We start from the raw sequence: 23,567 nt of genomic DNA, 5'->3' as shown, positions 1-23,567 counted from the left end.
ATGAAAGTACGTGTTGATGTGATGCTGAAAACCGGCGTTCTGGACCCGCAGGGCGAGGCCGTGCGCCACGCGCTAGGCAACCTGGGGTTTGCGGGCGTGGAACGTGTGCGTCAAGGCAAAGTGATCGAACTTGATCTGGCCGACGGCACCTCGGACGAGGACATCAAGAAGATGTGCGAAAAGCTGCTGGCCAACACCGTCATCGAAAACTACACCATTCAGGTGCTGTGATGAAAGCGGGCGTCATTGTTTTTCCGGGTTCTAACTGTGACCGCGATCTGGCGGTGGCGTTTGAGCGGACGGGTGCACAGGTCAAGATGATCTGGCACAAGGAAACAGACCTGCCGGATGATCTGGATATCGTGGGTATTCCGGGTGGGTTTTCTTTCGGGGACTATCTGCGTTGCGGTGCGATCGCGGCGCAGTCACCCATCACCCGTTCGTTGATCAAGCATACCGAGCGCGGCGGCTATGCCGTCGGCATTTGCAATGGCTTTCAGGTGCTGACTGAAACCGGCATTCTGCCCGGTGCCCTGATGCGCAATGCCGACCTGAAGTTCATCTGCAAACCTATTGGTTTAAAAGTAGAAACCACGAACTGCGGCTTTCTGTCCGGCTATGACAAAGGGCAGGAGATCACCGTTCCGATCGCGCATCATGACGGCAATTACAACGTCACAGATGAAAAGCTGGCGCAGTTGCGCGATGAGGACCGGATTGCTTTCACATACATCGACAATCCCAATGGCTCGACCGGGGATATTGCTGGGGTGATATCCAAGAACCGTCGTGTGCTTGGTATGATGCCGCATCCCGAGCGATGTGTGGACGAAAGACACGGCGGAACCGATGGCGTGGCGATGTTCCGCTCGTTGGTGGATAGCGTCGTCGCTGCGTGATTGCGAAGCTGGTCTTGCGGACCTATCTTTGAGCCATGGCCGTTTTTAAGAACCGTCCAGTGCCGCCCCCACGTCCGGGGGTCAGTCTTCGCGCGCGCCTTGTGCTTGTCGCGTTGATTTCCCTTGCGGTCTTTGTGGTCTTCTTCTCGAACCGCCTACTGACCGAACGTTACACCGAAACCACCCGTAACCGGGCCGAGCTTCGGGTGGCGCTGTATTCCGGAAACCTGCTGAGTGAATTGCAACGAAACTCGGTCGTGCCCTTGTTGCTGTCGCGCGATCCGGCGTTGATCAACGCATTGAACTCCGCAGATTACTCACAAAGCACGGCCCGACTGATTTCCTATCGCGACGAGATCGAAGCCGCGTCGCTGATGCTTCTAGACAGTGACGGGCGCGCCGTGGCCGCTACCACACGCGAGACATTGGGATCGCAGCACCGCACCAATCCTTATTATGTCGAGGCACTCAGAAGCTCGGAAACCGTTTTCACGACAGTGCAGACAGAGGCCGGATCATACGAGTTTTCCTATTCCCGCAAGATCGAAGACAGCGATGGCGTGATCGGAGTGATTGTCGTCAACGTGGATCTGCGCAAATTTGAAAGCAGTTGGTCTGGCATTTCGGATGCAGTGCTTGTCACCGACAGCGAAGGCAACGTTATTCTGGCCACGGAACCCCGCTGGCGTGGCAAACCAGAAGGCGAGGCACTTGCGACCGTGTCTGCAACCGATGCAATCCGGCGCAGTGTGCGCGAGGCGGCGGATTGGTCGGGTCTACCGTCGGATGTGCTGTTTTTGGGCGAAGAAGTGATGCGCCACGAAAGCCGAGTGCCATTTCAAGGGTGGCGGATCGCGTCCTTCACCTCTTACGCGTCGGTGCGCGAAAAGGTGAATGCGGTTTTGGCGCTGGAGATCATGGCGTTCGCGATGGTCCTGTCGCTGCTGTTTTATCTGATCAGCCGGCGTGCTCAATGGCGCTCGGTCCTGTTTGCGCAGGAATCGGCGGATTTGCGGCAGTTGAACGTCGCATTGCAACGCGAAATCGCGGAACGCAAACGGGCCGAAGAGAACCTGCAAGTGGCTGAACAGACGCTGGCGCAAAGCTCGAAACTGGCAGCGTTGGGGGAAATGTCGGCAGCGGTCAGTCACGAATTGAACCAACCGCTGGCTGCGATGAAAACGTATTTGGCCGGGGCGAAGCTGTTGTTGCAACGCAAGCGTCCGGATGAAGCCCTGTCCAGTTTCCAACGAATTGATGACCTGATCGAACGAATGGGTGCGATCACGCGTCAGTTGAAAAGTTATGCCCGTAAGGGTGGTGAGGCGTTTGAGCCGATGGATGTGCGCGAAAGTGTTTCCACCGCGCTGTCGATGATGGAACCTCAGCTGAAAAGCCGCGAGGTCCGCATCACGCGCAATATTCCGCGCGAACCCGTTATGGTGATGGGAGATCGCTTGCGCCTGGAGCAAGTGTTGATCAATTTGCTGCGAAACGCGCTGGACGCAACAAAAACTGTTGATTTGCCGCAGGTTGATATCATCGTCAGTCGGGGCGATTATGTGTTGATCACAGTGCGCGACAATGGAAACGGAGTGGAAGATCTGGATAACCTGTTCGAGCCTTTCTACACCACCAAGGCCCCCGGAGACGGGGTTGGGCTGGGGCTGGCGATTTCGTCGGGCATTGTCACAGATTTGGGTGGCCGTTTGACGGCGCGTAACGGTCAGGATGGTGGCGCGGTTTTTGAAGTCGAGTTGCCCGTTTTGGATGAACAGGAAATTGACGTTGAAGCCGCTGAATAAGGGCGACAACGGACCATTTATCAGGAGGCTGCGATGGCGCAGGCAATGAAAATCGCGATCGTCGATGACGAACAGGACATGCGGCAATCCATTTCGCAATGGTTGTCCCTGTCTGGGTTCGAGACAGAGACCTTTCCGTCTGCTGAAGACGCCTTGAAAGTGATCGGGCAGGACTATCCGGGGGTGATCATCTCGGACATCAAGATGCCGGGAATCGACGGTATGGGGTTCTTGAAGAAACTGATGAGCCTCGACAGTTCGCTGCCTGTCATCATGATCACCGGTCACGGCGATGTGCCGATGGCGGTCGAGGCTATGCGCGTCGGCGCCTTCGATTTCCTTGAAAAGCCGTTTAATCCCGATCAACTGACCAATCTGGCGAAGAAGGCGACACATAAACGGCGGCTGGCGATGGATGCGCGTGCGCTGCGCCGCGAACTGTCCGATGGTTCGACCATCATGAAAAAACTGATTGGAGCGTCCCCGGTCATGTCGCGTCTGCGCGAGGATATTCTGGATATTGGCCAATCTGACGGTCACGTTCTGATCGATGGCGAAACCGGAACCGGAAAAACGCTCGTGGCCCATGCAATGCATGCGGTTGGGGCAAAGGCGGGCAAGAAATTTGTCGTCGCCACCTGCGCGGGGCAGGAAGAAGACGACCTGACTCGCCGCCTGTTCGGCCCGATGGAAGAAGGCGGTGCGCAACCGCTGGTCGAAGAGGCCCGCGGCGGCACGTTGGTGTTGGAAGACATCGAGGCATTGCCGATGGGGCTGCAGGCCCGGTTGCTCACGTGGATGAACGATCAAGGCACCCCGGCCGAAACCCGCGTCGTGGCAATCTGCAACTTGCAAGAGCAAGGCAAGACCTGCGAAGATTGCCTGCGGCCCGATTTATTCTATCGCCTTGCCGCGATGAAGATCACCCTTCCGCCGCTGCGCCAGCGGGGCGAGGATATCCTGATGCTGTTCACCGGGTTTGCCGACCAGTTCGCGGATGAATACGGCTGCGCGGCCCCCACCGTCAGCGCGCAAGAGGCCGCCCAGCTTCTGCAAGCGCCGTGGCCCGGTAACATACGCCAGTTGATCAACATCGCCGAACGCGCCGTTCTGCAGTCACGCCGCGGCACTGGCACTATCTCGTCCCTGCTGATGTCGGACCACGACGAAGTTCAACCGGTGATGACGACCGAGGGCAAGCCGCTCAAGGAATACGTGGAAGCGTTCGAGCGGATGTTGATCGACAACACGATGCGCCGCCACAAGGGGTCAATCGTCGGGGTAATGGACGAGCTGTGCCTGCCGCGCCGGACTCTGAACGAGAAGATGGCAAAATACGGGCTGCAGAGGTCTGACTATCTTAACTAAAAGTGGGCGCGACGGTGTTAAGTCCGTCGTGCCCGACCAATCGCTTGATTGGTTTCGCGCGGTCGAATAGGCTTTGCTTGTTTACATGTTAAGCAATTGGAGTCCGCGATGAAAGCGCCGAAAAACAAGCTGAAGCGCGCGCTGGCCGCGGGTGAAATGCAGGTCGGTTTATGGCTGAACCTTGCCAGTCTTTCCGCGACCGAGCTTGTTGGCGGCACCGGGTATGACTGGGCGCTGATCGACGGCGAACATGCGCCCTATGACCCGACCCTTATCCAAACACAATTGCGCACACTTGCAACGTTCGACATCTCGCCCATTGTGCGCGTGCCGGTCGGAGAAGACTGGGTGATCAAACAGGTGATGGATTTGGGCACGCAAAGCCTTTTGGTGCCGATGGTGGATACCGGGACGCAAGCCGCCCAGATCGTCGCTGCCACCCGCTATGCACCCGACGGACGACGCGGGATGGGGTCAGGCGTTGCAAGGGCTGCGCGTTATGGACAGGTGGATGAATACCTGACAAATGCCAATGACGAGGTGTGCCTGATCGTGCAGGCCGAGACACGTCTTGCCGTTGAAAACATTGACGAAATTGCAAACACGGATGGGGTTGATTGTGTCTTTATCGGCCCGGCAGACCTGTCGGCCGATATGGGACATCGCGGCAATCCCGGCCATCCCGATGTTAAAGCAGCGATTGCCAAAACGGTCGGACGCGTTCGCGCAGCGGGCAAAGCGGCGGGTATTCTGCACTATGATCATGCCGATTTCGGCTACTACGCCGATCTTGGCGTGACCTTTCTTGGGGTAGGATCAGAAGCGACGCTCCTACGGGTTGCGTTGATAGAAAACCTGCGTGCCGCCCGTGCGGCGACCATCGGGTGACGTGCGAATATCATGGCGGTTCGCTCGGGACGTTGCGACCTGCGGCAATCGGTTGCGATTGCAGGGCTTTTTTTGCAATGTTACTCGGGTTAAATGGACCAAGTTGAGTTCAAGGATTCCCCGATGGCCAAAGCCCCGTATTTTCCGCCACCTCCACCCCTGCCGCCGAAGACCCGGATGTTTCAACGGATGCCACCTGCGGTGTTCACTCCGATTATGGGGGTGTTCGGGCTGGGTCTGGCGTGGCGGCGTGCGGCAGACACTTTGTCCGCCCCCACCGCAATCGGAGAGATGCTGCTTGGTGCCGTCACCTTGTTGTTTCTTTTCTGTCTTGCGGCCTATGCGATGAAATTCATGCAGCGCGCTGGAACGTTTGCCGAAGATTTACGCGTCTTGCCGGGGCGGGCAGGGCTGGCGGCCATGGTGCTGACGGGATATCTGCTGTCTGCCACGGTCGAACCGTTTTCGCTGGTATTGGCGGGTGCTATCCTACTTTTGACCTTTGCGGTGCATGTGATGCTGGCCATTCGGGTCATTCATATGCTGATCACCGGTCCAGTTGAAGCCCGGATCGTCACACCGGTCTGGCATCTATTGTTTGCGGGGTTCGTACTGATCCCGCTGGCGGCCGCGCCGCTGGGGTGGTCCGGATTTGCAGCAGCGTCTTTCTGGGGCGGTTTTTTTGCCGCCGCAATTGTCTGGGGTGCCAGTGCCGCCCAATTCCTGCGCACCCGTATCCCGCCGCCATTGCGCCCGCTTCTGGCGATCCATCTGGCCCCGGCCAGCGTCTTGGGCACAGGCGCCTATCTGCTGGGCGAGACGCAGATGGCTATGGTCTTTAGCGTCATGGCCATTGTGATTCTAAGCGGATTGATCGGGCGGGCGCGCTGGCTGTTAAAGGCAGGGTTTAGCCCACTTTGGGGCGCGTTCACTTTCCCATTGGCCGCGTTTTCCAGCCTGATGCAATTGGGGGCAGTGGTCACCGGCAGCGACATCATGCGGATCGTTGCAGGCGCAAGCCTTGTGATGGCGACGCTGATCATCCTGCCGATCATCTACAAGGTCATTCAGATGTGGACCAAGGGCGAACTGGCGCCGAAAACAAACGCAGCGACGGCCTAGGCGTCAGGATCAAAGGGCGCGAGCGTGGCTTGCGCTTTTTTCGTGAGGCTGGACCGGATCAGCGCATAGGATCGGTGGATGCGGTGGGTCAACTCGTCTTGCCCCGCGTCAAACGGCAACAGCACCCATGAGCGATGGAAATAGGGGGCTTTGCTGCCCACGCCAGCCTCGATTAGCATCATCGCCGTCTCAACATCCGGGGTTTTGACTGACACGCCTTCGGTCACGGAACCCATCGCGGCGAAGATCTTGCCGCCCACTTTCCAGATATCATGCCCCGGCCCGAAGGGTTCGGACCATTCCGCGCCGGGCAGGGCTTCGCATATCTTGTTCACAGCTTTACGGGTCATAAGTTCACGATAACCCGCTTGGCAGGCGCAGGGAAGGGTGCTAGCGTGCAGACCATGAAACGGAAAAGCATCAACATTATCTGCTGCATTACCTGCTGAGACACTCAGGCGGGCCGTTCTTCTATTCCATACATGTCAGGAACTTGCTAAGCCCGCTCGGGATAATTCTGTGGGAATACCTGTACGCAGACTTGCGAGGACAACATGACGGACATCAAGCTTTACAACACGATGGCGCGGGAAAAGCAGGTCTTTACCCCGATCGACCCGGATAACGTCCGTATGTATGTCTGCGGGCCGACGGTTTACGACCGTGCCCATCTGGGCAATGCGCGCCCTGTTGTGGTGTTTGACGTGCTTTATCGCCTGCTGCGCCATGTCTATGGGCCGGATCACGTCACTTACGTGCGCAACTTCACCGACGTGGATGACAAGATCAACGCGACCGCGCTGGCCAGCAAAGAGGCCGGTGCCAAGGGCAGCTTGGAAGAGCTGGTGCATGAGCGCTCGGATGAGACCATCGGCTGGTATCTGCAGGACATGGGCGCGTTGGGCGCGTTGGAGCCGGACGAGATGCCCCGCGCGACTGAGTTCATCGGGCCTATGATTGCGATGATCAAGGATCTGATCGCCAAGGGTCATGCTTACGCGGCCGAGGGCCATGTGCTGTTCGCGGTCGAAAGCTACAAGGAATATGGACGCCTGTCGGGCCGGTCTGTCGATGACATGATCGCCGGTGCGCGGGTCGAGGTCGCGCCTTACAAAAAGAACCCGATGGATTTCGTGCTGTGGAAGCCCTCGACCGATGACCTGCCCGGCTGGGACAGCCCGTGGGGCCGGGGGCGTCCTGGCTGGCATATTGAGTGCTCGGCCATGAGCTATGAATTGTTGGGGGCAACCTTCGACATTCACGGCGGCGGCAACGACCTTCAGTTCCCGCATCATGAAAACGAGATCGCCCAGTCGAAATGCGCGCACCCAGATGCCGGGTTTGCGAACTATTGGCTGCACAACGAGATGTTGCAGGTCGAGGGAAAGAAGATGTCCAAGTCGTTGGGCAACTTCTTCACTGTGCATGATTTGCTGGACCAAGGCGTGCCGGGCGAGGTGATCCGCTTCGTGTTCCTTGGCACGCATTATCGCAAGCCGATGGATTGGACCGAGAAGAAGCGGGCTGAGGCTGAAGCGACGTTGCGCAAGTGGCGTATTTTGACCGATAGTGTCGAGCCAGCGTCTAGCCCGTCGGTCGAGGTGGTGGCAGCATTGGCGGATGATCTGAATACTGCGGGCGCTTTGGCAGAGTTGCACAAGTTGGCTAAGCGAAATGAGCTTCCTCTGTTGCTGGCTTCCGCTAGATTTCTTGGAATTCTGACAGATGAGTTGGGGGGCTGGAATTGGAGAACCCAGGTGATCGTTGGCTCTTCTTTTTCCAGTGAGGACCAGTTTGGTGCCGGTATCTTCTCACATAGTATCGAACTTCCATCCCTTGCTAAAAGATTGCACTACGCCCGCACCGTCGCCATGGAAACCAAGGATTTCTCCACTGTCGATGCGTTGAAATCTATCCTTACCGAAGCTGGCGTGCAGGTTCGTATGTCCAAAGAAGGGGTTGAGCTAGAACCGGGTCCCGACTTCGATGCCTCGAAGCTTGAGGTCCTTAAATGACCGAACGCCTCTACCTCTACGACACCACGTTGCGTGACGGGCAGCAGACCCAAGGTGTGCAGTTCTCTCTGACCGAAAAGCAGCAGATCGCCGAGGCGCTTGATGCGCTGGGGATCGACTATATCGAAGGCGGCTGGCCTGGTGCAAACCCGACCGACAGCGACTTTTTCGCAGCCGCCCCAAAAACCCGCGCGACCTTCACGGCGTTCGGGATGACCAAGCGGGCAGGGCGCTCGGCTGCGAATGACGATGTGCTGGCGGGCGTGATGAATGCGGGCACGCCTGCGGTGTGTCTGGTGGGCAAAAGCCATGATTTCCACGTCACCACCGCGCTGGGGATCACGCTGGACGAGAACGTGGAAAACATCCGCGCCTCGGTCGCTCATCTGGTCGCGCAGGGGCGCGAGGCGCTCTATGACGCCGAGCATTTCTTTGACGGCTACAAGGCCAATCCGGATTACGCGCTGGACTGCCTGAAAGCCGCTTACGATGCGGGCGCGCGCTGGATCGTGCTGTGTGACACCAATGGCGGCACGTTGCCCCACGAGGTGCTCCAGATCACCAAAGCCGTGATCGCGGCGGGCATTCCCGGCGACCATTTGGGCATCCACACCCATGATGACACCGGCAACGCGGTGGCCTGTTCACTGGCCGCCATCGACGCGGGCGCGCGGCAGGTGCAGGGCACGCTGAACGGGCTGGGCGAACGTTGCGGCAACGCCAATCTGACCACGCTGATCCCGGTGCTGTTGTTGAAAGAACCCTACGCCAGCCAGTTTGAAACGGGCGTCAAACGGGATGCCCTTCAAGGCCTGACCCGCATATCACGCAAGCTGGATGACATCCTGAACCGCGTTCCGAATAAAGCGTCGCCCTTTGTCGGTTCATCAGCCTTTGCGCATAAGGCCGGGCTGCATGCCTCGGCCATTCTGAAAGACCCGACGACCTATGAACACATCCCGCCTGAAACCGTCGGCAACGCGCGCATCGTGCCGATGTCCAATCAAGCGGGCCAATCGAACCTGCGCGCGCGGCTGGCCGATGCCGGGATCGACGTCGAACCGGGCGATCCACGTCTGGGGCAAATCCTTGACCGGGTGAAAGAACGCGAAGATCAGGGCTATGCCTATGACAGCGCGCAAGCCTCGTTCGAGTTGGTTGCGCGCGACGTGCTGGGGCAGTTGCCCCGATTTTTCGAGGTAAAGCGCTACAAGGTCACGATCGAGCGGCGCAAGAACAAGCGCAACCAGACGGTCAGCCTGTCCGAGGCCATCGTGGTGGTGAAAATCGGCAGCGAGAAAAAGCTGTCCGTGTCGGAAAGCATGGACGCGTCCGGCACCGATCGTGGCCCGGTCAACGCGCTGGCCAAGGCGCTGGCGAAGGACCTTGGACCCTATCAGGATATCATCGACGATCTGCGGCTGGTGGATTTTAAGGTGCGCATTACCCAAGGCGGGACCGAGGCGCAGACACGCGTGATCATCGACAGCGAAGACCGCGACGGCCACCGCTGGTCGACCGTGGGCGTCAGCCCCAACATCGTCGATGCATCGTTCGAGGCGCTGCTGGACGCGATCACATGGAAGCTCTTGCGCGACGGGGCCAAGCCCGCATGACCGACACCCCGCGTGACCCCATCGCCGCCTGCGCCGAGATGGTCCAGAAAGGCGACCCCGACCGTTTTCTGGCAACCATGACGGGCGACGTGGAGGAACGTAAACGCCTCTTCCCGCTCTATGCCTTCAATCTGGAGATCGCGCGCGCGCCTTACATGTCGCAAGAGCCGATGGTCGCGATGATCCGTCTTCAATTCTGGCGCGATGTGATCGAAGCGGCGGTTGAGGGGCGAGAGGCTCCGAAGCACGATGTTGCGACCCCGCTATCGCAACTGGTGATCTGGGGCGATCTGCGCGCAGCACCTCTGCTGACGATGCTTGAGGCGCGCGAGGGCGACGCGCAAGGCGAGCCGCGCCGCGACACTGACCAAATTCGGGCCTATCTGCGTGGCACCTCGGGTGCGTTGATGCTGGCGGCGGGGCAGGCCACGGGGCTGACTGATTTCGAAGGCCATTACGTAAAGGATGAAGCCTTGGAAGGGGCGGGCGAGGCATTGGGCATAGCCAATTGGCTGATGTCCCAACCCGCGTTGAAAGCGGCGGGGCGGGGGCATATCACGCCTGACGAAGGCACGATCCGCGAACTGTCCGAAACGGGGCTTGCGGCGCTTAAACACGCGCATACCGTGCTGGGCAAGGATGGCAACGCCGCGTTGCGATCTGCGTGGCGCACCAAACCGATCCTGCAAAAGGCCTTGAAAAACCCATCTGCAGCTGTCGGTGGAGTTTTGGGCCAGTCCGAATTTGCCCGCCGTGGTGCTTTGCTTTGGTGTATCCTGTCAGGGCGGTGGTAGCCGATTTTCTGTACCATCTTGGGTTCGGATCATCATCACAACGCTTGCCAAGAATCACATCCTTGCGTCAGGTAGGCTGGATTACGATGTCATGTCTTGCGGGGGGATGAACAGGATGGACACACCGAAGCTTTGGTTCACGCGGGACGAGTATCATGACCGGCTGGAAAAGACGCGGCAAGAGATGGCGCGGCGTAACCTCGACCTGCTGATCGTCACCGACCCGTCCAACATGAACTGGCTGACTGGCTATGACGGCTGGTCCTTCTATGTCCACCAATGCGTGGTTGTCACGATGGACGGCGCGCCGATCTGGTTCGGACGTAGGCAGGACGCAGCAGGCGCACTTCGCACCTGTTACATGTCCCCTGAACACATCATCGGCTATCCCGATCATTACGTGCAATCCACCGAGCGTCACCCGATGGACTACCTATCCGCACAACTGGTAGATCGCGGGCTTGATAAAGGCCGGGTAGGGGTCGAGATGGACAATTACTGGTTCACCGCCGCTGCTTTCGCCTCGCTGCAAAAACATTTGCTGAACGCGCAGTTTACCGACGCCACCGCCTTGGTGAACTGGCAACGCGCCGTGAAATCTGAGGCCGAGATTACCTATATGCGGCAGGCCGGGCAGATCGTCGGAAAGATGCACCAGCGCATCTTCGACAAGGTGGAACCCGGCCTACGCAAATGCGATCTGGTGGCCGAGATTTATAATGCTGGCCTGCGATATGACAATACGCTTGGGTATGGTGGCGACTATCCGGCCATCGTGCCTCTGCTGCCGTCAGGTGCCGACGCCGCCGCGCCGCATCTGACCTGGGACGACCAACCAATGAAATCCGGCGAAGGCACATTTTTCGAGATTGCGGGCGTCGTCCACCGTTATCATTGTCCGCTGTCGCGCACCGTATTTTTGGGCAAACCCACGCAAACCTTTCTGGACGCCGAAAAGGCGGTGCTGGAAGGGATGGAGGCCGGGCTGGACAAGGCGCGCGTGGGTAACACTTGCGAAGATATCGCGCTTGCTTTCTTTGGAGTGCTGAAAAAATACGGGATCGAGAAGGACAACCGCACCGGCTATCCCATCGGCCTGTCCTATCCGCCCGATTGGGGAGAGCGCACCATGTCGCTACGCCCGGGGGACAAGACGGTGCTTGAAGAAAACATGACCTTTCACTTCATGACTGGCCTGTGGATGGAGGATTGGGGGTTTGAAATCACCGAAAGCATACGCATTGGTATGGACGGACCGGAGTGCCTGTCCAATGTGCCTCGACGTATGTTCGTAAAGGATTAGGCTATGATCAAGAACCCGATCACGCCCACCATCCCGCTGGATCAAGACGGCGAGCATCACGGCTTTCTGAGGCTGCCCTATAGCCGCGATGACAGCGCCTGGGGGTCGATCATGATCCCGATCACGGTCATTCAGAACGGCCCCGGTCCCACGGCGCTTCTGACAGGGGCCAATCATGGCGACGAATATGAAGGGCCGATTGCTCTGCAGGAACTGACCGTGACCCTGAAGGCGGAAGAGGTCACAGGGCGGGTGATCATCGTGCCGGCCTTCAACTATCCCGCCTTCCGCGCGGGCACCCGCACGTCGCCCATCGACAAGGGCAATATGAACCGATCCTTCCCCGGCCGCCCGGATGGCACGCCAACGGAGAAGATCGCGGATTATTTCCAGCGCGTGCTTCTGCCGATGGCCGATATCGCGGTTGATTTCCATGCCGGTGGAAAAACGCTGGATTTCGTCCCTTTTGCCGCAGTGCATATTCTGGACGACAAGGTGCTTGAGGCTGATTGCGTGCGCGCCATGCAGGCCTTCAACGCGCCCTACTCGGTACAGATGCGCGAGATTGACAATGTCGGGATGTATGACACCGCGGTTGAGGATATGGGCAAGGTGCTGGTCACGACGGAATTGGGCGGCGGGGGAACATCGACCTTTCGCAGCAATGCGATAGCCAAGAAAGGCGTGCGCAACGTCTTGATAGAGTTCGAAATTTTGCAGGGGGACCAGCAGATTGAAATGACCAAGACCTTGTCGATGCCCGACGATGATTGTTTTTTGTTCAGTGAAGGCGACGGGCTTTACGAGGTGATGGTCGATCTGGGCGACCCAGTCAAAAAGGGCGACGTCGTGGCCCGACGCTGGCCGCTGGATCGCACCGGACAGTTGCCGGTGGATTATCACGCGCGACGCGACGGTATTCTAATCAGCCGCCACCATCCCGGCCTGATCAAGGCGGGGGATTGCGTGGCGGTTATCGGCGTGGCTGAAGACTAACAAGACTGGATTTCGCAATTCCGATACGCTATCCAAACCCTGACCCAAGCAATAAAGGCATTGCGCGCTGCTGCTGGGGCTGAGCGGAGCTGACCCGCCCGACCCAAAGCCGCCTATCGCCAAGGGTCCCTGCGCTAAAGCTCCTATCGTCTTTGAACCTGGCGGCGCGCCGCCTGAACGACTGAGGTAAGCCATGCTTCACAATGACCAACTTGACCAGTGGGATCGCGAAAACTTTTTCCACCCCTCAACCCATCTGGCTCAACACGCACGCGGCGAAAGCCCGACCCGCGTGATCCGCACCGCATCCGGCGTGCATATCGAGGATCGCGACGGCAACAAGCTGCTGGACGCTTTCGCTGGTCTGTATTGTGTGAATGTCGGCTATGGCCGGCCCGAGATCGCGGATGCAATCGCCGATCAGGCGCGCGAACTGGCCTATTACCACTCCTATGTCGGTCACGGTACAGAGGCGTCGATCACATTGTCCAAGATGATCCTGGACCGCGCGCCTGCGAATATGTCCAAGGTCTATTTCGGGCTGGGCGGGTCGGACGCGAATGAAACCAACGTGAAATTGCTGTGGTATTACAACAATATCCTTGGGCGTCCGGAGAAGAAGAAGATTATCTCGCGCTGGCGTGGCTATCACGGGTCGGGGCTTGTCACCGGGTCACTGACGGGGCTTGAGCTGTTTCACAAGAAATTCGATCTGCCACTGGCACAGGTGATCCACACCGAGGCTCCCTATTACTTCCGTCGCGACGATCTGAGCCAGAGCGAGGCCGAGTTCGTCGCCCATTGCGTGGCCGAGCTTGAGGCGCTGATCGAACGCGAAGGGGCGGACACCATCGCGGGCTTCATTGGCGAGCCCGTTTTGGGCACCGGTGGTATCGTTCCCCCGCCGGAAGGCTATTGGGCAGCCATTCAGGCGGTTCTGAAAAAACACGACATCCTTTTGATCGCGGACGAGGTCGTGACCGGGTTTGGACGGCTGGGCACCATGTTCGGGTCGGACCATTACGGGATGACGCCCGATATCATCACCATCGCGAAGGGTCTGACCTCGGCCTATGCGCCGCTGTCCGGGTCGATCGTTTCCGACAAGGTGTGGAACGTGCTGGAGCAGGGCACGGACGAGAACGGCCCTATCGGTCACGGCTGGACCTATTCCGCTCATCCGATCGGGGCGGCAGCAGGGGTTGCGAACCTCAAGCTGATTGACGACCTGAACCTGATCAAGAATGCGGGTGAAGTGGGCGCGTATCTCCAGCAAGGGATGAAAGACGCACTATCCGACCATGCCCATGTGGGCGATATCCGGGGGGAAGGAATGCTTTGCGCGGTCGAGTTCGTGAAAGATAGTGACAGCCGCACCTTCTTCGACGCAGCCGACAAGATCGGTCCTCAAATATCGGCCAAACTGCTTGAACAGAGCAAGGTGATCGCGCGTGCAATGCCGCAAGGCGACATTCTGGGATTCGCACCTCCTTTCTGCCTGACCCACGACGAGGCGGACACTGTGATTGCCGCAACCCTGCGCGCTGTGAAGTCCGTGCTGGGATAACCTTGGCATCTGACCTGCAGGGGCCGGGCGGAAGCCTGTTCTTGCAGGTCGAGATTTTTCATAAATCGCCATTAGGTTAAAAAAACTTTCTATAGACAAACAAAAATTACCAATATAGGGCGTCTCTATGAGCCGCAGTGATTGGATTGATGATACGGCCACCCAGTTGGCCGACCTCTATGGTCGCAAGTTCGGGGGCAAACCCGGCGGGCGGTATCGCGTTTCAGCAAAGCTGCTGCGTCAGGTGGCCAAGCGGCGCAGGCTCTATGAAGATGATATCCGGCACCTGTCGCGGTCACTGATCGAAAAGGGCTATGTTCTGATTGATATGGATGTGTTCTTTGTGGTGATGAGCGCAAATTCCTTCACCAATTATCGGCGGGCCAATGAAGAAACGCTTGGATAACATGCATGGCAAAGCCTAGATCGACTCGCCCGCAACAAATCATTGGTTGGCGCGAACATATCTCTCTGCCCCAGTTCGGAATATTTGATCTGCCCGCTAAGGTGGACACCGGCGCGCGGACATCGGCGCTTCATGCGGTGGATCAAAAGCTGTTCGACCGCGACGGTGCCCCATGGGTCGAGTTTATGATCCCATTGAAAAACCGTCGCACCACGCGTCGCATCTGTGCACCCGTTTTGGAAGAACGTGACATCAAAAATACCGGCGGCGTGCCCGAACGGCGGCTGGTGGTGCGCACAACGCTTGTGATCAGCAAACGCCATTGGCTGATCGACGTATCGCTGGCCAATCGCGAGAAGATGGAGTTTGATGTAATCCTTGGGCGCAGCGCGATCCGCAGGCACCGAATGCTGGTGGATCCACGGCGGTCCTATCTGGCCGGTCCGCCAAACGCCGTGATGACCGCGCCTGAACGCGATCTGACACCCGAACAAATGCCAATCCACGACCTGCACACAGGAGAAGAAGAATGAAAATTGCCATGTTGGCCCGTAATGCAGGTTTGTATTCTCACCAGCGTTTGAAAGAGGCTGCGGAGGCGCGGGGGCATGAGTTGGATATCATCGACACGCTTCGGTGCTACATGAACATCGCCTCGCGGCGGCCTGAAGTGTATTACAATGGCGAAAAATTGCGCCACTATGATGCGGTTATCCCAAGGATCGGTGCCTCTGTGACCTTCTATGGTCTTGCCGTGCTGCGCCAGTTCGAGATGATGGGCGTCTATCCCCTGAACGAATCCGTGGCCATTGGCCGGTCGCGCGACAAGCTGCGGTCGATGCAGCTTTTGGCACGCGACGGAATCGGTCTGCCGGTAACGACATTTGCCCATGATCCGAAACAGACTGACGAGGTTTTGAAACTGGCCGGTGGCGCGCCTCTGGTGGTAAAACTGCTCGAGGGTACACAGGGCATTGGGGTTGTGCTGGCGGACACAAATCGTTCAGCAAAATCAGTGATCGAGGCGTTTCGTGGGGCCAAGGTTAATATACTTGTGCAGGAGTTTATCAAAGAAGCAGGCGGCACCGACATTCGCGCGCTTGTGGTCGGCGGCCGGGTAATTGCCGCGATGAAGCGTACGGGCGCTGCCGATGATTTCCGGTCAAACCTGCACCGCGGTGGCAGTGCCGAGGCAATCAAAATATCCCCCGAGGAACGGTCAACCGCCGTGCGGGCGGCAAAGTCCATGGGGCTGAATGTATGTGGCGTTGATATGTTGCGGGCAAATCACGGTGCGGTAGTGATGGAGGTGAACTCCACCCCCGGTCTGGAGGGGGTCGAAAAAGCCACCGGCATCGACGTGGCCGGAAAGATCATCGAGTTTCTTGAAAAAGACATTAAAAGGGGATCGACCCGAACCAAGGGTAAAGGCTAGTGACGCGGCGCGAACCGTTCCGGCTGGGCGGCGTGGACGTGGCACCGGGCAGTCGCCGAACCATCGACCTTCCGGTCAGCGTTTTGTCGGACCATACGCCGGTCACGATGTCGGTTCATGTGATCCACGGACGCAAAGCCGGCCCCACGATCTTTGTCAGTGCGGGCATTCACGGGGACGAGGTGATCGGCGTCGAGATTGTGCGCCGTCTTCTGACCATCAAGAACTTGCAAAAGTTGCAAGGCACGTTGATCTGCATCCCGATTGTGAACGCTCCCGGATTTCTGATCCGATCCCGGTATCTGCCAGATCGGCGTGATTTGAACCGCAGCTTTCCGGGGTCTGATGCTGGGTCGCTGGCGTCGCGGTTGGCGGACATATTTCTGCGCAAGATCGTTTCACGCTGTGATCTTGGTATTGATCTGCATTCGGCCGCGGCCCATCGGACAAACCTGCCGCAAATTCGCATTTCTCCCGACAATTCCGAAACACGCCGGTTGGCCCACCTGTTTGGTGCGCCGGTGGTTCTGCGCTCACCATTGCGCGACGGGTCGTTGCGGGCCGCTGCCCAGGAAATTGGTGTCGATGTGTTGCTGTATGAGGCTGGTGAAGCACTACGTTTTGACGAAATGTCTGTCCGCGCGGGTGTGATGGGCATTTTGCGGGTGCTTTTGGATCGGGGCATGATCAGCCGTCGTGGCGTGTCGAAATCCAAGGCTGATCCGGTCCTTTGTACCTCGAGCCGTTGGATACGGGCCGGGCAGGGCGGGCTTCTACGCACCTATAAGTCCGAAGGTGATACGGTCAACCAAGGCGATGTTATGGCCGTTGTTTCAGATCCGTTTGGCGAGGTAGAAGCCGACGTTGTTGCCACTTTGTCGGGCATTATCGTTGGACGTGCTGTGTTGCCGATCGTGAATGAGGGTGATGCATTGTTTCATGTAGCCCGCGTCGAAAACAGCAAAGAGGCCGACGACAAGATGACCGCCATTTCAAACCAGCTTGAGGATGATCCCTTGTTCGATGAAGATGAGATCATCTGAGGCGGCCAAGCAAAAGGGCAACAAGCCATGAGCGAATACGAACTTCCCGCTACCGACGCGCCCGAAGATGACGGTTTGGTTTTTGCCATCACCCTGACCGGCGACGGGCACGGCGCATTTGCCGACTGGCAGATGGTCGAGCGATGGCGCGACACAGATGGTCCGATCTGGGTGCATCTGGACCGTGCCAACGCGCGGGTGCAGGACTGGGTCCGCCAGCAAAGCGGCCTGTCTCCCGCCACCGCCGAGGCGCTGCTGGCCGAAGAAACCCGCCCCCGTGTCTTTCACGGTAAGACCGGGCTGACCACGGTGATACGAGGCACCAATCTGAACCCAGGGCAACGGTCCGAGGACATGATCGCTTTGCGCATATGGTCCGATGGCGCGCGGGTAATCACCTTGCGCGACCAACGTCTGCAAAGTGTGCGCGACATTCTGGCTGCATTGGTCGATCATGGCACTGGACCGGCGACAATTGCCGAGACCTATGTCCGCCTAATTGCCCGCGTCAATGAACGGATCAGTCCAACGATTGACGGCATCGAAGACGAGATTGATGACATCGAAAGCAATCTCGCTGATCGTGATGCGTCCGAGACACGCAGGACTGTCGTCGAAATGCGCCAGAAATCCGTGATCCTGCGCCGTTATCTTGCGCCACAGCGCGCGGCGATGGGCGAGTTGCTGACGGACCCACCCGCCTGGGCAGGTGACACCTGGCGCACCAGTCTGCGCGAAACCACTGATCAGGTGATCGGATATATCGAAGAACTGGACCAGTCGAAGGAACGCGCCTTGGTGATCAAGGACGACATCGTCAACGAACTTGCGGAGAAGACCAATCGCACCCTCTACGTGCTGGCGGTGGTGTCGGCGATCTTCCTACCGCTGTCCTTTTTTACCGGGCTACTGGGGATCAATGTCGGTGGCATGCCGGGGGTCGATAATAACAACGCGTTCTGGATATTCAGCGGGGCTATCGCAGTGCTTCTGGTTGTCGAGATCGCCATTTTCAGGTTGATGAAATGGCTCTAGGCCATTGAGGAACGGGGCACCACGCCCCGTTTTCCTCGCGTTCAGCGACCAAGCTGCGCCGCTTGGGTCGCAAGTCGCGTGATCCCCGCCCAGTCGCCGGATTTCACCAGATCACCCGGAGCCACCCATGATCCACCGACGCACAGCGTATTGGGCAAGGACAGATAGTCCATTGCGTTTTTCAGGCTGACACCTCCTGTGGGGCAGAATCGGATCTGCGGCAGAGGCGAGGCAAGCGATTTCAGAAATGGTGCTCCTCCGGCGGCTTCGGCGGGGAAGAATTTCTGCACCGTGTAGCCACGTTCCAAAAGACGCATGGCTTCAGACGCGGAGGCTGCACCGGGCAAAAGTGGCAAATCATTGGCTTCGCACGCGTCCAGCAGACGGTCGGTTGTACCGGGGGATACCCCAAAGGTTGCACCCGCTTTCTTTGCGTTTTCAACGTCCTTAGACGTCAAAAGCGTGCCTGCCCCAACTGCGCCACCGTCGACCTGAGCCATTTCGGCGATCACCTCAAGTGCGACGTCGGTGCGCAAAGTCACCTCAAGTGCGGGCAATCCGCCTGCGACCAGTGCTTGCGCCAAAGGGGTGGCGTGGGCGACTTGATCGACGACCAGAACCGGGACAACCGGGGCCAGGCGGCAGATTTTCTCGGCGGCGATGCTTGCCTCTTGCGGGGTCATGGATGTCTCCTTCAGGACAGAGTGCTGGCACCTTCGGTCGCGGGTCGGGCCGCACGACGGAAGGTCTCAAAAAGTTCACGGCCCATGCCGTCGGTGTTGTCGCTTAGATCGACCTGAACGACGGGGCGGTCCATGGCACCTTCTGTCAGAACCTCAAGCGTGCCGCGGTCTGCGTCCAGACGGATAATGTCGCCATCGCGAATGCGTGCGATCGGGCCACCATCGGCGGCCTCAGGGGCCACGTGTATGGCGGCGGGAACCTTGCCAGATGCACCTGACATCCGTCCATCAGTGACAAGCGCCACCTGTTGGCCTCGTTGTTGTAAGACCGACAGAGTGGGGGTTAGACCGTGCAGTTCTGGCATCCCGTTGGCACGCGGACCTTGGAAACGGACGACGACAATCATGTCGCCTTCAAGCTCTCCGGCTTTGAAGGCAGCTTTGACGCTGTCTTGATCGTGGAACACGCGGGCCGGGGCTTCGATGATGTGCCGGTCGGGATCGACGGCCGAGACCTTGATCACGCCTTTACCCAGATTGCCCGACAATTGTACCAGCCCACCGGTTTTCTGGAACGGGTCGGATGCCGGGCGCAGGATCTTGTCGTTCAGGCTTTCACGTGGGCCGGGTTCCCAACGCACGCGGTCCCCATCAAGTTTCGGCTCCTGCGTATAGGCGGTCAGATCGCCCATGATGGTCTTGGCGTCCGGGTGCAGCAGACCTGCCTCCAACAGTTCGCCAATCATATAACCAAGACCGCCGGCGGCGTGGAAATGGTTCACATCAGCCAGACCGTTGGGATAAACCCGCGCCATCAAAGGCACGATGGCCGAAATATCGGCGAAATCTTCAAGCGTCAGGATGATGCCCGCCGCCCGCGCCATGGCAGGCAGGTGCAACACAAGATTGGTCGACCCGCCTGTGGCCATCAGACCTACCAGCCCGTTCACAAAGGCCTTTTCATCCAGCACATGCCCTGCAGGAATGAAACCCGCCGCGCCGTCCTTGGTGATTGCCAACGCACGGCGCGTACCCTCGGCGGTCAACGCGTCACGCAAATCGGTGTGGGGTGTCACGAACGAAGCACCGGGCAGGTGTAGCCCCATAAACTCCATCAGCATCTGGTTGGTGTTGGCCGTGCCGTAAAATGTGCAGGTGCCGGGGCCATGATAGGCTGCCATCTCGGCCGCCATCAACTCTTTGCGGCCCACTTCGCCAGTGGCGAATTGGGTACGGACCTTAGCCTTTTCGTCGTTGGACAGACCCGATGTCATCGGACCGGCAGGCAGGAACACCGCGGGGATATGCCCGAAACTGGCCGCGGCGATGACCAGACCGGGAACGATCTTGTCGCAAACGCCAAGGAAAAGTGCGGCATCAAACGTGTTGTGGCTGAGTGCGACGGACGAGGCCAACGCGATCACATCGCGCGAAAACAGACTCAACTCCATTCCGGTTTCACCCTGAGTCACGCCATCGCACATGGCCGGCACACCACCGGCCACCTGAGCTGTTGCACCTTCTTCACGCGCGATGCGTTTGATCAGGTCGGGATAGGTTGCAAAAGGTGCGTGGGCAGACAGCATGTCATTATAGGCGGTGACGATACCCAGGTTGGGCGCACGTCCTTCGGCCAGTCGGCCCTGATCCTGTCCCGCCCCGGCATAGGCGTGGGCTTGACCCGAGCAGCTAAGATGTCCGCGACGTGGCCCGTCCTCGGCTGCACGGTTTATCTTATCCAGATAGGTCTGGCGCGTGTCCTTGGAACGGGTTGTGATCCGCTCGGTTACCTTCAGAAGATCGCTGTTCAGGGTCATGGCTGCGTTCCTGTTCCTCATCTTGGCAAAATGGCACAGATGGTTGGGTTCAAGTGGCTTCTAGCAGGAAATGATAGCGCTAACAACCTTATTCCAATATGATTCGCCCCGCGACCCGGCATTCTGCCTTTCAAACTGTGGGCGCAGGGGCTAGTCAGGACAAAATACAGCAAACAGAAAGACCGATCCATGGCGGATGCCACAGACGACGCAGGCCGCGTCACGATCCGATTGAAACCGAAAGCCAATGCACGCGCCATTCGACATGGGGCACCATGGGTGTTCGACAATGAACTGGTGACGGATCGGCGAACGAAAAAGATCGAAGCAGGTGCAATTGCCCGGTTGGAAGATGCCGCACGTGATCCGTTGGGCATGGTTGCAGTGAATCCCGATTCGCGGATTATCGCCCGGATGCTCGACCGCGACCCGGATGCTGTGATCGACCGAACCTGGTTGGCCGCACGCCTTTCAGCGGCCTTAGCCCATCGCGAAACACTGTTTGACGCTCCTTTTTACCGTCTGATCCATGCCGAGGCTGACGGGCTTCCGGGTGTCATCATCGATCGGTTTGGTGACACTGCCGTGATCCAACCCAACGCCGCCTGGGCCGAGGTATTGTTAGACGATCTTGCCGCCGCACTTGCGCAGGTGACGGGTGTCACAACAATCCTGAAAAATGCCTCGGGACGCGCACGCGGACTGGAAGGGTTGGACGATCAGAACGCGGTGCTGCATGGTCAAACGCCCGACGCACCTGTCGCGGTGCCGATGAACGGGGCCACCTATATGGCCGATTTGACGGGTGGGCAGAAAACAGGGTTGTTCTTTGATCAACGTCCCAACCACGCTTTTGCAGCAGGTCTGTCCAAAGGGGCACGTGTGCTGGATGTGTTTTCACATGTCGGAGGGTTTTCTCTGGCCGCCCTTGCGGCAGGGGCGACGCATGCGGTGGCAGTCGATGGTTCAGCCCCCGCGCTTGCATTGGCGGAAGAGGGCGCGCGCCAGATGGGCGCCGAGGATCGGTTCACAACGGCACAGGGCGATGCCTTCGAAGTGCTGACCGCACTGGCTGAAGAAAACCAGACGTTCGACGTTGTCATCTGCGACCCGCCAGCCTTTGCGCCGTCAAAAAAGGCGCTGGAACCCGGATTGCGCGCCTATGAGCGGCTTGCGCGATTGGCAGCACCTCTGGTGGCCCCCGGTGGATACCTCGCCCTGTGCTCGTGTTCGCACGCCGCGACAATCGACAAGTTCCGCGCCGCGTCCATCCGGGGCATCGGCCGGGCCGGACGGGCCAGCCAGTTGATCCACACCGGCTTTGCGGGCGCAGATCACCCGATGCACCCGCAACTGGCCGAAAGTGGCTACCTGAAGGCGCTGTTCTTCCGGCTGCTGCCATGAAAGTCCTGATCGACGCCTGCGTGCTTTACCCGACGGTGATGCGCGAGATGGTGTTGGGCGCGGCGCAGGAGGGGTTTTTCACCCCCCTGTGGTCGCCACGCATACTGGAAGAATGGGCAAGAGCTGCCGCTAAGCTTGGCCCGGATCAGGAGAGCGTCGCGCGCGCTGAAATCGCGTTGCTGCGCGACCGATGGCCGGATGCCGGTATTCAACCCCGTGATGGGGACCTTAGACGCCTTTGGCTGCCCGATGAAAACGACATTCACGTGCTGGCCGCCGCCATAGCAGGCGGGGCGGATGTGCTGTTGACCATGAACAACGCCGATTTCCCCCGCCATACGCTGGCCGAGGAAGGGCTGCGCCGTGAAAGTCCCGATCCCTTTCTCTGCATATTTCTGGACCAGAATCCCGACGGTATGTGCCGTGTGGCGGACCGTGTTTTGACTCAAGCCCGCACCCTGTCCGGCGAGGATTGGACGATCCGTCGCCTGATGAAAAAAGCACGCCTGCCAAGATTGGGCAAAGCGCTTGAAGCACGGCTCTGACCAGCGTTTCTTCTGGCCATAAATATCCTGGGGGTTCAAGGGCTTCCCGGAAATGGTCCGGGGGACCATTTCGCCCGCAGAACGGGCGGAGCCTTGCGCGCACGCGCAGAGGGGCGACGCCCCTTACTGCCTCACCGCACCCATTTGGCTTCGTTCTTTTCAATAGCCGCGATCCGCTCGGCAGTTTTCGGGTGACTCATCAACCACGCGGGCATAACCCCAGCGCGGTTTTTGGTCAGCGCGTCCAGCTTGCCAAACAATGATTTCTGCGCCTCGGACCCTATCCCGGACCTGATCAAAAGCGCGGTCGCATAGGCATCGGCCTCGTATTCATCGCTGCGGCTCAGACCTGCGGCAACAAGCCGTGTCAGAAACCGCGCGATATAGACACCCGCGCCGGGCAGAAAGCGCGAGATCATCATCGACAGGACCGTGCGCAGGGCATTTTGACCGGAAAAGTCGATCATCCGCTTGCGCGCATGTCCCAATGCCACGTGGCCAAGCTCGTGCGCAATCACGCTTGCCATTTCTTCGGCCGTAACGCGCCCTTGCCGATATTCATTGAAAAACCCGCGGGTGATGAAAATCCGGCCGTCTGGCGCGGCCAGCCCGTTCACCGGGTCAATCTCGTAGATATGAACCGGAATGTCTACGATCTCCAGTGACGCTGCCATCCGGTCCGTCAGCGCCTTCAGCTTCGGATCGGCCAACCGCGTCGATTGGGCGTCCAACTCGCGATGGGTGCGCCAGACCGAGAAATGGTAGAGCAAAAGGCCATACGCGATCGGCAGAAGAATGGGGATCAGCTTCAACATAGGCGTTATAT

At 58.7% G+C, this 23,567-nt stretch carries 23 protein-coding genes; 19 read left to right on the top strand and 4 right to left on the bottom strand.

What is annotated here, in order from left to right; all coding sequences use genetic code 11:
* The 6 genes from purS (at position 1) to MWU51_RS07265 (ending at position 6,082) form a co-directional block, all read left to right on the top strand.
* Complete coding sequence (purS, locus tag MWU51_RS07290; RefSeq protein WP_247035958.1) at positions 1-231, top strand: phosphoribosylformylglycinamidine synthase subunit PurS; 231 nt, start codon at positions 1-3, stop codon at positions 229-231.
* Positions 231-899: a phosphoribosylformylglycinamidine synthase subunit PurQ gene (gene purQ / locus MWU51_RS07285; protein ID WP_247035956.1), complete on the top strand. Its 669-nt coding sequence runs from the start codon at positions 231-233 to the stop codon at positions 897-899. The genes purS and purQ overlap by 1 nt, the downstream gene beginning before the upstream one ends.
* Positions 900-934: 35 nt before the next feature.
* On the top strand, positions 935-2,704 hold the full coding sequence (locus MWU51_RS07280; protein ID WP_247035954.1) for an ATP-binding protein: 1,770 nt from the start codon (positions 935-937) through the stop codon (positions 2,702-2,704).
* A 33-nt stretch (positions 2,705-2,737) separates the two neighbouring features.
* Positions 2,738-4,072 carry a sigma-54 dependent transcriptional regulator gene (locus MWU51_RS07275; RefSeq protein WP_247035952.1) on the top strand — a complete coding sequence of 445 codons (1,335 nt, stop codon included), beginning with the start codon at positions 2,738-2,740 and terminating at the stop codon, positions 4,070-4,072.
* Between the two features lie 108 nt (positions 4,073-4,180).
* Complete coding sequence (locus MWU51_RS07270) at positions 4,181-4,960, top strand: HpcH/HpaI aldolase/citrate lyase family protein (RefSeq protein ID WP_247035950.1); 780 nt, start codon at positions 4,181-4,183, stop codon at positions 4,958-4,960.
* A gap of 123 nt (positions 4,961-5,083) precedes the next feature.
* Positions 5,084-6,082, top strand: a complete 999-nt coding sequence (locus tag MWU51_RS07265) for a tellurium resistance protein (protein ID WP_247035948.1) — start codon at positions 5,084-5,086, stop codon at positions 6,080-6,082.
* Here the strand turns inward: MWU51_RS07265 and MWU51_RS07260 are convergent.
* Entirely contained in the window at positions 6,079-6,432 is a 354-nt protein-coding gene (locus tag MWU51_RS07260; protein WP_247035946.1) for an MmcQ/YjbR family DNA-binding protein, read from the bottom strand. The two genes, MWU51_RS07265 and MWU51_RS07260, sit on opposite strands and share 4 nt — an antisense overlap.
* Positions 6,433-6,636: 204 nt before the next feature.
* On the opposite strand from MWU51_RS07260, the gene cysS reads away from it, so the two are divergent.
* The 11 genes from cysS (at position 6,637) to MWU51_RS07205 (ending at position 18,292) form a co-directional block, all read left to right on the top strand.
* Entirely contained in the window at positions 6,637-8,097 is a 1,461-nt protein-coding gene (gene cysS / locus MWU51_RS07255; RefSeq protein WP_247035945.1) for a cysteine--tRNA ligase, read from the top strand.
* On the top strand, positions 8,094-9,713 hold the full coding sequence (cimA, locus tag MWU51_RS07250) for a citramalate synthase (RefSeq protein ID WP_247035944.1): 1,620 nt from the start codon (positions 8,094-8,096) through the stop codon (positions 9,711-9,713). Before cysS ends, cimA begins: the two co-directional genes overlap by 4 nt.
* Positions 9,710-10,507: a squalene/phytoene synthase family protein gene (locus MWU51_RS07245; RefSeq protein WP_247035943.1), complete on the top strand. Its 798-nt coding sequence runs from the start codon at positions 9,710-9,712 to the stop codon at positions 10,505-10,507. Before cimA ends, MWU51_RS07245 begins: the two co-directional genes overlap by 4 nt.
* A gap of 115 nt (positions 10,508-10,622) precedes the next feature.
* Positions 10,623-11,810, top strand: coding sequence for an ectoine hydrolase DoeA (gene doeA / locus MWU51_RS07240; protein ID WP_247035942.1), 1,188 nt, complete (start codon positions 10,623-10,625; stop codon positions 11,808-11,810).
* A gap of 3 nt (positions 11,811-11,813) precedes the next feature.
* Positions 11,814-12,806, top strand: a complete 993-nt coding sequence (gene doeB, locus MWU51_RS07235) for a N(2)-acetyl-L-2,4-diaminobutanoate deacetylase DoeB (protein WP_247035941.1) — start codon at positions 11,814-11,816, stop codon at positions 12,804-12,806.
* A gap of 193 nt (positions 12,807-12,999) precedes the next feature.
* Positions 13,000-14,373 (top strand): aspartate aminotransferase family protein, encoded by a 1,374-nt coding sequence (locus MWU51_RS07230; protein ID WP_247035940.1) that lies wholly within the window; start codon positions 13,000-13,002, stop codon positions 14,371-14,373.
* Between the two features lie 127 nt (positions 14,374-14,500).
* Positions 14,501-14,779, top strand: coding sequence for a hypothetical protein (locus MWU51_RS07225; protein ID WP_247035939.1), 279 nt, complete (start codon positions 14,501-14,503; stop codon positions 14,777-14,779).
* 5 nt (positions 14,780-14,784) lie between these two features.
* Positions 14,785-15,312: a RimK/LysX family protein gene (locus tag MWU51_RS07220; RefSeq protein WP_247035938.1), complete on the top strand. Its 528-nt coding sequence runs from the start codon at positions 14,785-14,787 to the stop codon at positions 15,310-15,312.
* A complete protein-coding gene (rimK, locus tag MWU51_RS07215; protein ID WP_247035937.1) occupies positions 15,309-16,214 on the top strand; it encodes a 30S ribosomal protein S6--L-glutamate ligase in 906 nt (301 codons plus the stop codon). The genes MWU51_RS07220 and rimK overlap by 4 nt, the downstream gene beginning before the upstream one ends.
* On the top strand, positions 16,214-17,257 hold the full coding sequence (locus tag MWU51_RS07210) for a succinylglutamate desuccinylase/aspartoacylase family protein (RefSeq protein ID WP_247035936.1): 1,044 nt from the start codon (positions 16,214-16,216) through the stop codon (positions 17,255-17,257). The genes rimK and MWU51_RS07210 overlap by 1 nt, the downstream gene beginning before the upstream one ends.
* Positions 17,258-17,284: 27 nt before the next feature.
* Positions 17,285-18,292, top strand: a complete 1,008-nt coding sequence (locus MWU51_RS07205; protein WP_247035935.1) for a zinc transporter ZntB — start codon at positions 17,285-17,287, stop codon at positions 18,290-18,292.
* A gap of 41 nt (positions 18,293-18,333) precedes the next feature.
* On the opposite strand, the gene eda is transcribed toward MWU51_RS07205, so the two are convergent.
* Positions 18,334-18,975: a bifunctional 4-hydroxy-2-oxoglutarate aldolase/2-dehydro-3-deoxy-phosphogluconate aldolase gene (gene eda, locus MWU51_RS07200; protein ID WP_247035934.1), complete on the bottom strand. Its 642-nt coding sequence runs from the start codon at positions 18,973-18,975 to the stop codon at positions 18,334-18,336.
* 11 nt (positions 18,976-18,986) lie between these two features.
* Positions 18,987-20,792, bottom strand: a complete 1,806-nt coding sequence (edd, locus tag MWU51_RS07195) for a phosphogluconate dehydratase (protein ID WP_247035933.1) — start codon at positions 20,790-20,792, stop codon at positions 18,987-18,989.
* 189 nt (positions 20,793-20,981) lie between these two features.
* On the opposite strand from edd, the gene MWU51_RS07190 reads away from it, so the two are divergent.
* Both MWU51_RS07190 and MWU51_RS07185 read left to right on the top strand, forming a co-directional pair.
* Positions 20,982-22,196, top strand: coding sequence for a class I SAM-dependent rRNA methyltransferase (locus MWU51_RS07190; protein ID WP_247035932.1), 1,215 nt, complete (start codon positions 20,982-20,984; stop codon positions 22,194-22,196).
* The gene (locus tag MWU51_RS07185) at positions 22,193-22,741 is read left to right on the top strand and encodes a PIN domain-containing protein (protein WP_247035931.1); all 549 of its coding nucleotides are present in this window, start codon (positions 22,193-22,195) and stop codon (positions 22,739-22,741) included. Before MWU51_RS07190 ends, MWU51_RS07185 begins: the two co-directional genes overlap by 4 nt.
* A gap of 131 nt (positions 22,742-22,872) precedes the next feature.
* Here MWU51_RS07185 and MWU51_RS07180 read toward each other — a convergent pair whose 3' ends face one another.
* Complete coding sequence (locus tag MWU51_RS07180) at positions 22,873-23,556, bottom strand: M48 family metallopeptidase (protein ID WP_247035928.1); 684 nt, start codon at positions 23,554-23,556, stop codon at positions 22,873-22,875.
* Positions 23,557-23,567 lie beyond the last annotated feature (11 nt).

It is taken from the genome of Aliiroseovarius sp. F47248L, from assembly GCF_023016085.1.
Taxonomy (GTDB): Bacteria; Pseudomonadota; Alphaproteobacteria; order Rhodobacterales; family Rhodobacteraceae; genus Aliiroseovarius.
The sequence above is the reverse complement of the archived record's forward strand: the minus strand, read 5'-3'. Positions and strand labels throughout refer to the sequence as shown.

Bases quoted from the DNA above. Each gene is read 5' to 3' on its own strand.
- cimA (WP_247035944.1), top strand. From the start codon at position 8,094: ATGACCGAACGCCTCTACCTCTACGACACCACGTTGCGTGACGGGCAG.
- rimK (WP_247035937.1), top strand. From the start codon at position 15,309: ATGAAAATTGCCATGTTGGCCCGTAATGCAGGTTTGTATTCTCACCAG.
- MWU51_RS07225 (WP_247035939.1), top strand. From the start codon at position 14,501: ATGAGCCGCAGTGATTGGATTGATGATACGGCCACCCAGTTGGCCGAC.
- edd (WP_247035933.1), bottom strand. From the start codon at position 20,792: ATGACCCTGAACAGCGATCTTCTGAAGGTAACCGAGCGGATCACAACC.
- purQ (WP_247035956.1), top strand. From the start codon at position 231: ATGAAAGCGGGCGTCATTGTTTTTCCGGGTTCTAACTGTGACCGCGAT.
- MWU51_RS07260 (WP_247035946.1), bottom strand. From the start codon at position 6,432: ATGACCCGTAAAGCTGTGAACAAGATATGCGAAGCCCTGCCCGGCGCG.
- MWU51_RS07275 (WP_247035952.1), top strand. From the start codon at position 2,738: ATGGCGCAGGCAATGAAAATCGCGATCGTCGATGACGAACAGGACATG.
- MWU51_RS07185 (WP_247035931.1), top strand. From the start codon at position 22,193: ATGAAAGTCCTGATCGACGCCTGCGTGCTTTACCCGACGGTGATGCGC.
- doeB (WP_247035941.1), top strand. From the start codon at position 11,814: ATGATCAAGAACCCGATCACGCCCACCATCCCGCTGGATCAAGACGGC.
- MWU51_RS07245 (WP_247035943.1), top strand. From the start codon at position 9,710: ATGACCGACACCCCGCGTGACCCCATCGCCGCCTGCGCCGAGATGGTC.
- MWU51_RS07270 (WP_247035950.1), top strand. From the start codon at position 4,181: ATGAAAGCGCCGAAAAACAAGCTGAAGCGCGCGCTGGCCGCGGGTGAA.
- MWU51_RS07180 (WP_247035928.1), bottom strand. From the start codon at position 23,556: ATGTTGAAGCTGATCCCCATTCTTCTGCCGATCGCGTATGGCCTTTTG.
- MWU51_RS07280 (WP_247035954.1), top strand. From the start codon at position 935: ATGGCCGTTTTTAAGAACCGTCCAGTGCCGCCCCCACGTCCGGGGGTC.
- cysS (WP_247035945.1), top strand. From the start codon at position 6,637: ATGACGGACATCAAGCTTTACAACACGATGGCGCGGGAAAAGCAGGTC.
- purS (WP_247035958.1), top strand. From the start codon at position 1: ATGAAAGTACGTGTTGATGTGATGCTGAAAACCGGCGTTCTGGACCCG.
- MWU51_RS07265 (WP_247035948.1), top strand. From the start codon at position 5,084: ATGGCCAAAGCCCCGTATTTTCCGCCACCTCCACCCCTGCCGCCGAAG.
- eda (WP_247035934.1), bottom strand. From the start codon at position 18,975: ATGACCCCGCAAGAGGCAAGCATCGCCGCCGAGAAAATCTGCCGCCTG.
- MWU51_RS07190 (WP_247035932.1), top strand. From the start codon at position 20,982: ATGGCGGATGCCACAGACGACGCAGGCCGCGTCACGATCCGATTGAAA.
- MWU51_RS07230 (WP_247035940.1), top strand. From the start codon at position 13,000: ATGCTTCACAATGACCAACTTGACCAGTGGGATCGCGAAAACTTTTTC.
- doeA (WP_247035942.1), top strand. From the start codon at position 10,623: ATGGACACACCGAAGCTTTGGTTCACGCGGGACGAGTATCATGACCGG.
- MWU51_RS07220 (WP_247035938.1), top strand. From the start codon at position 14,785: ATGGCAAAGCCTAGATCGACTCGCCCGCAACAAATCATTGGTTGGCGC.
- MWU51_RS07205 (WP_247035935.1), top strand. From the start codon at position 17,285: ATGAGCGAATACGAACTTCCCGCTACCGACGCGCCCGAAGATGACGGT.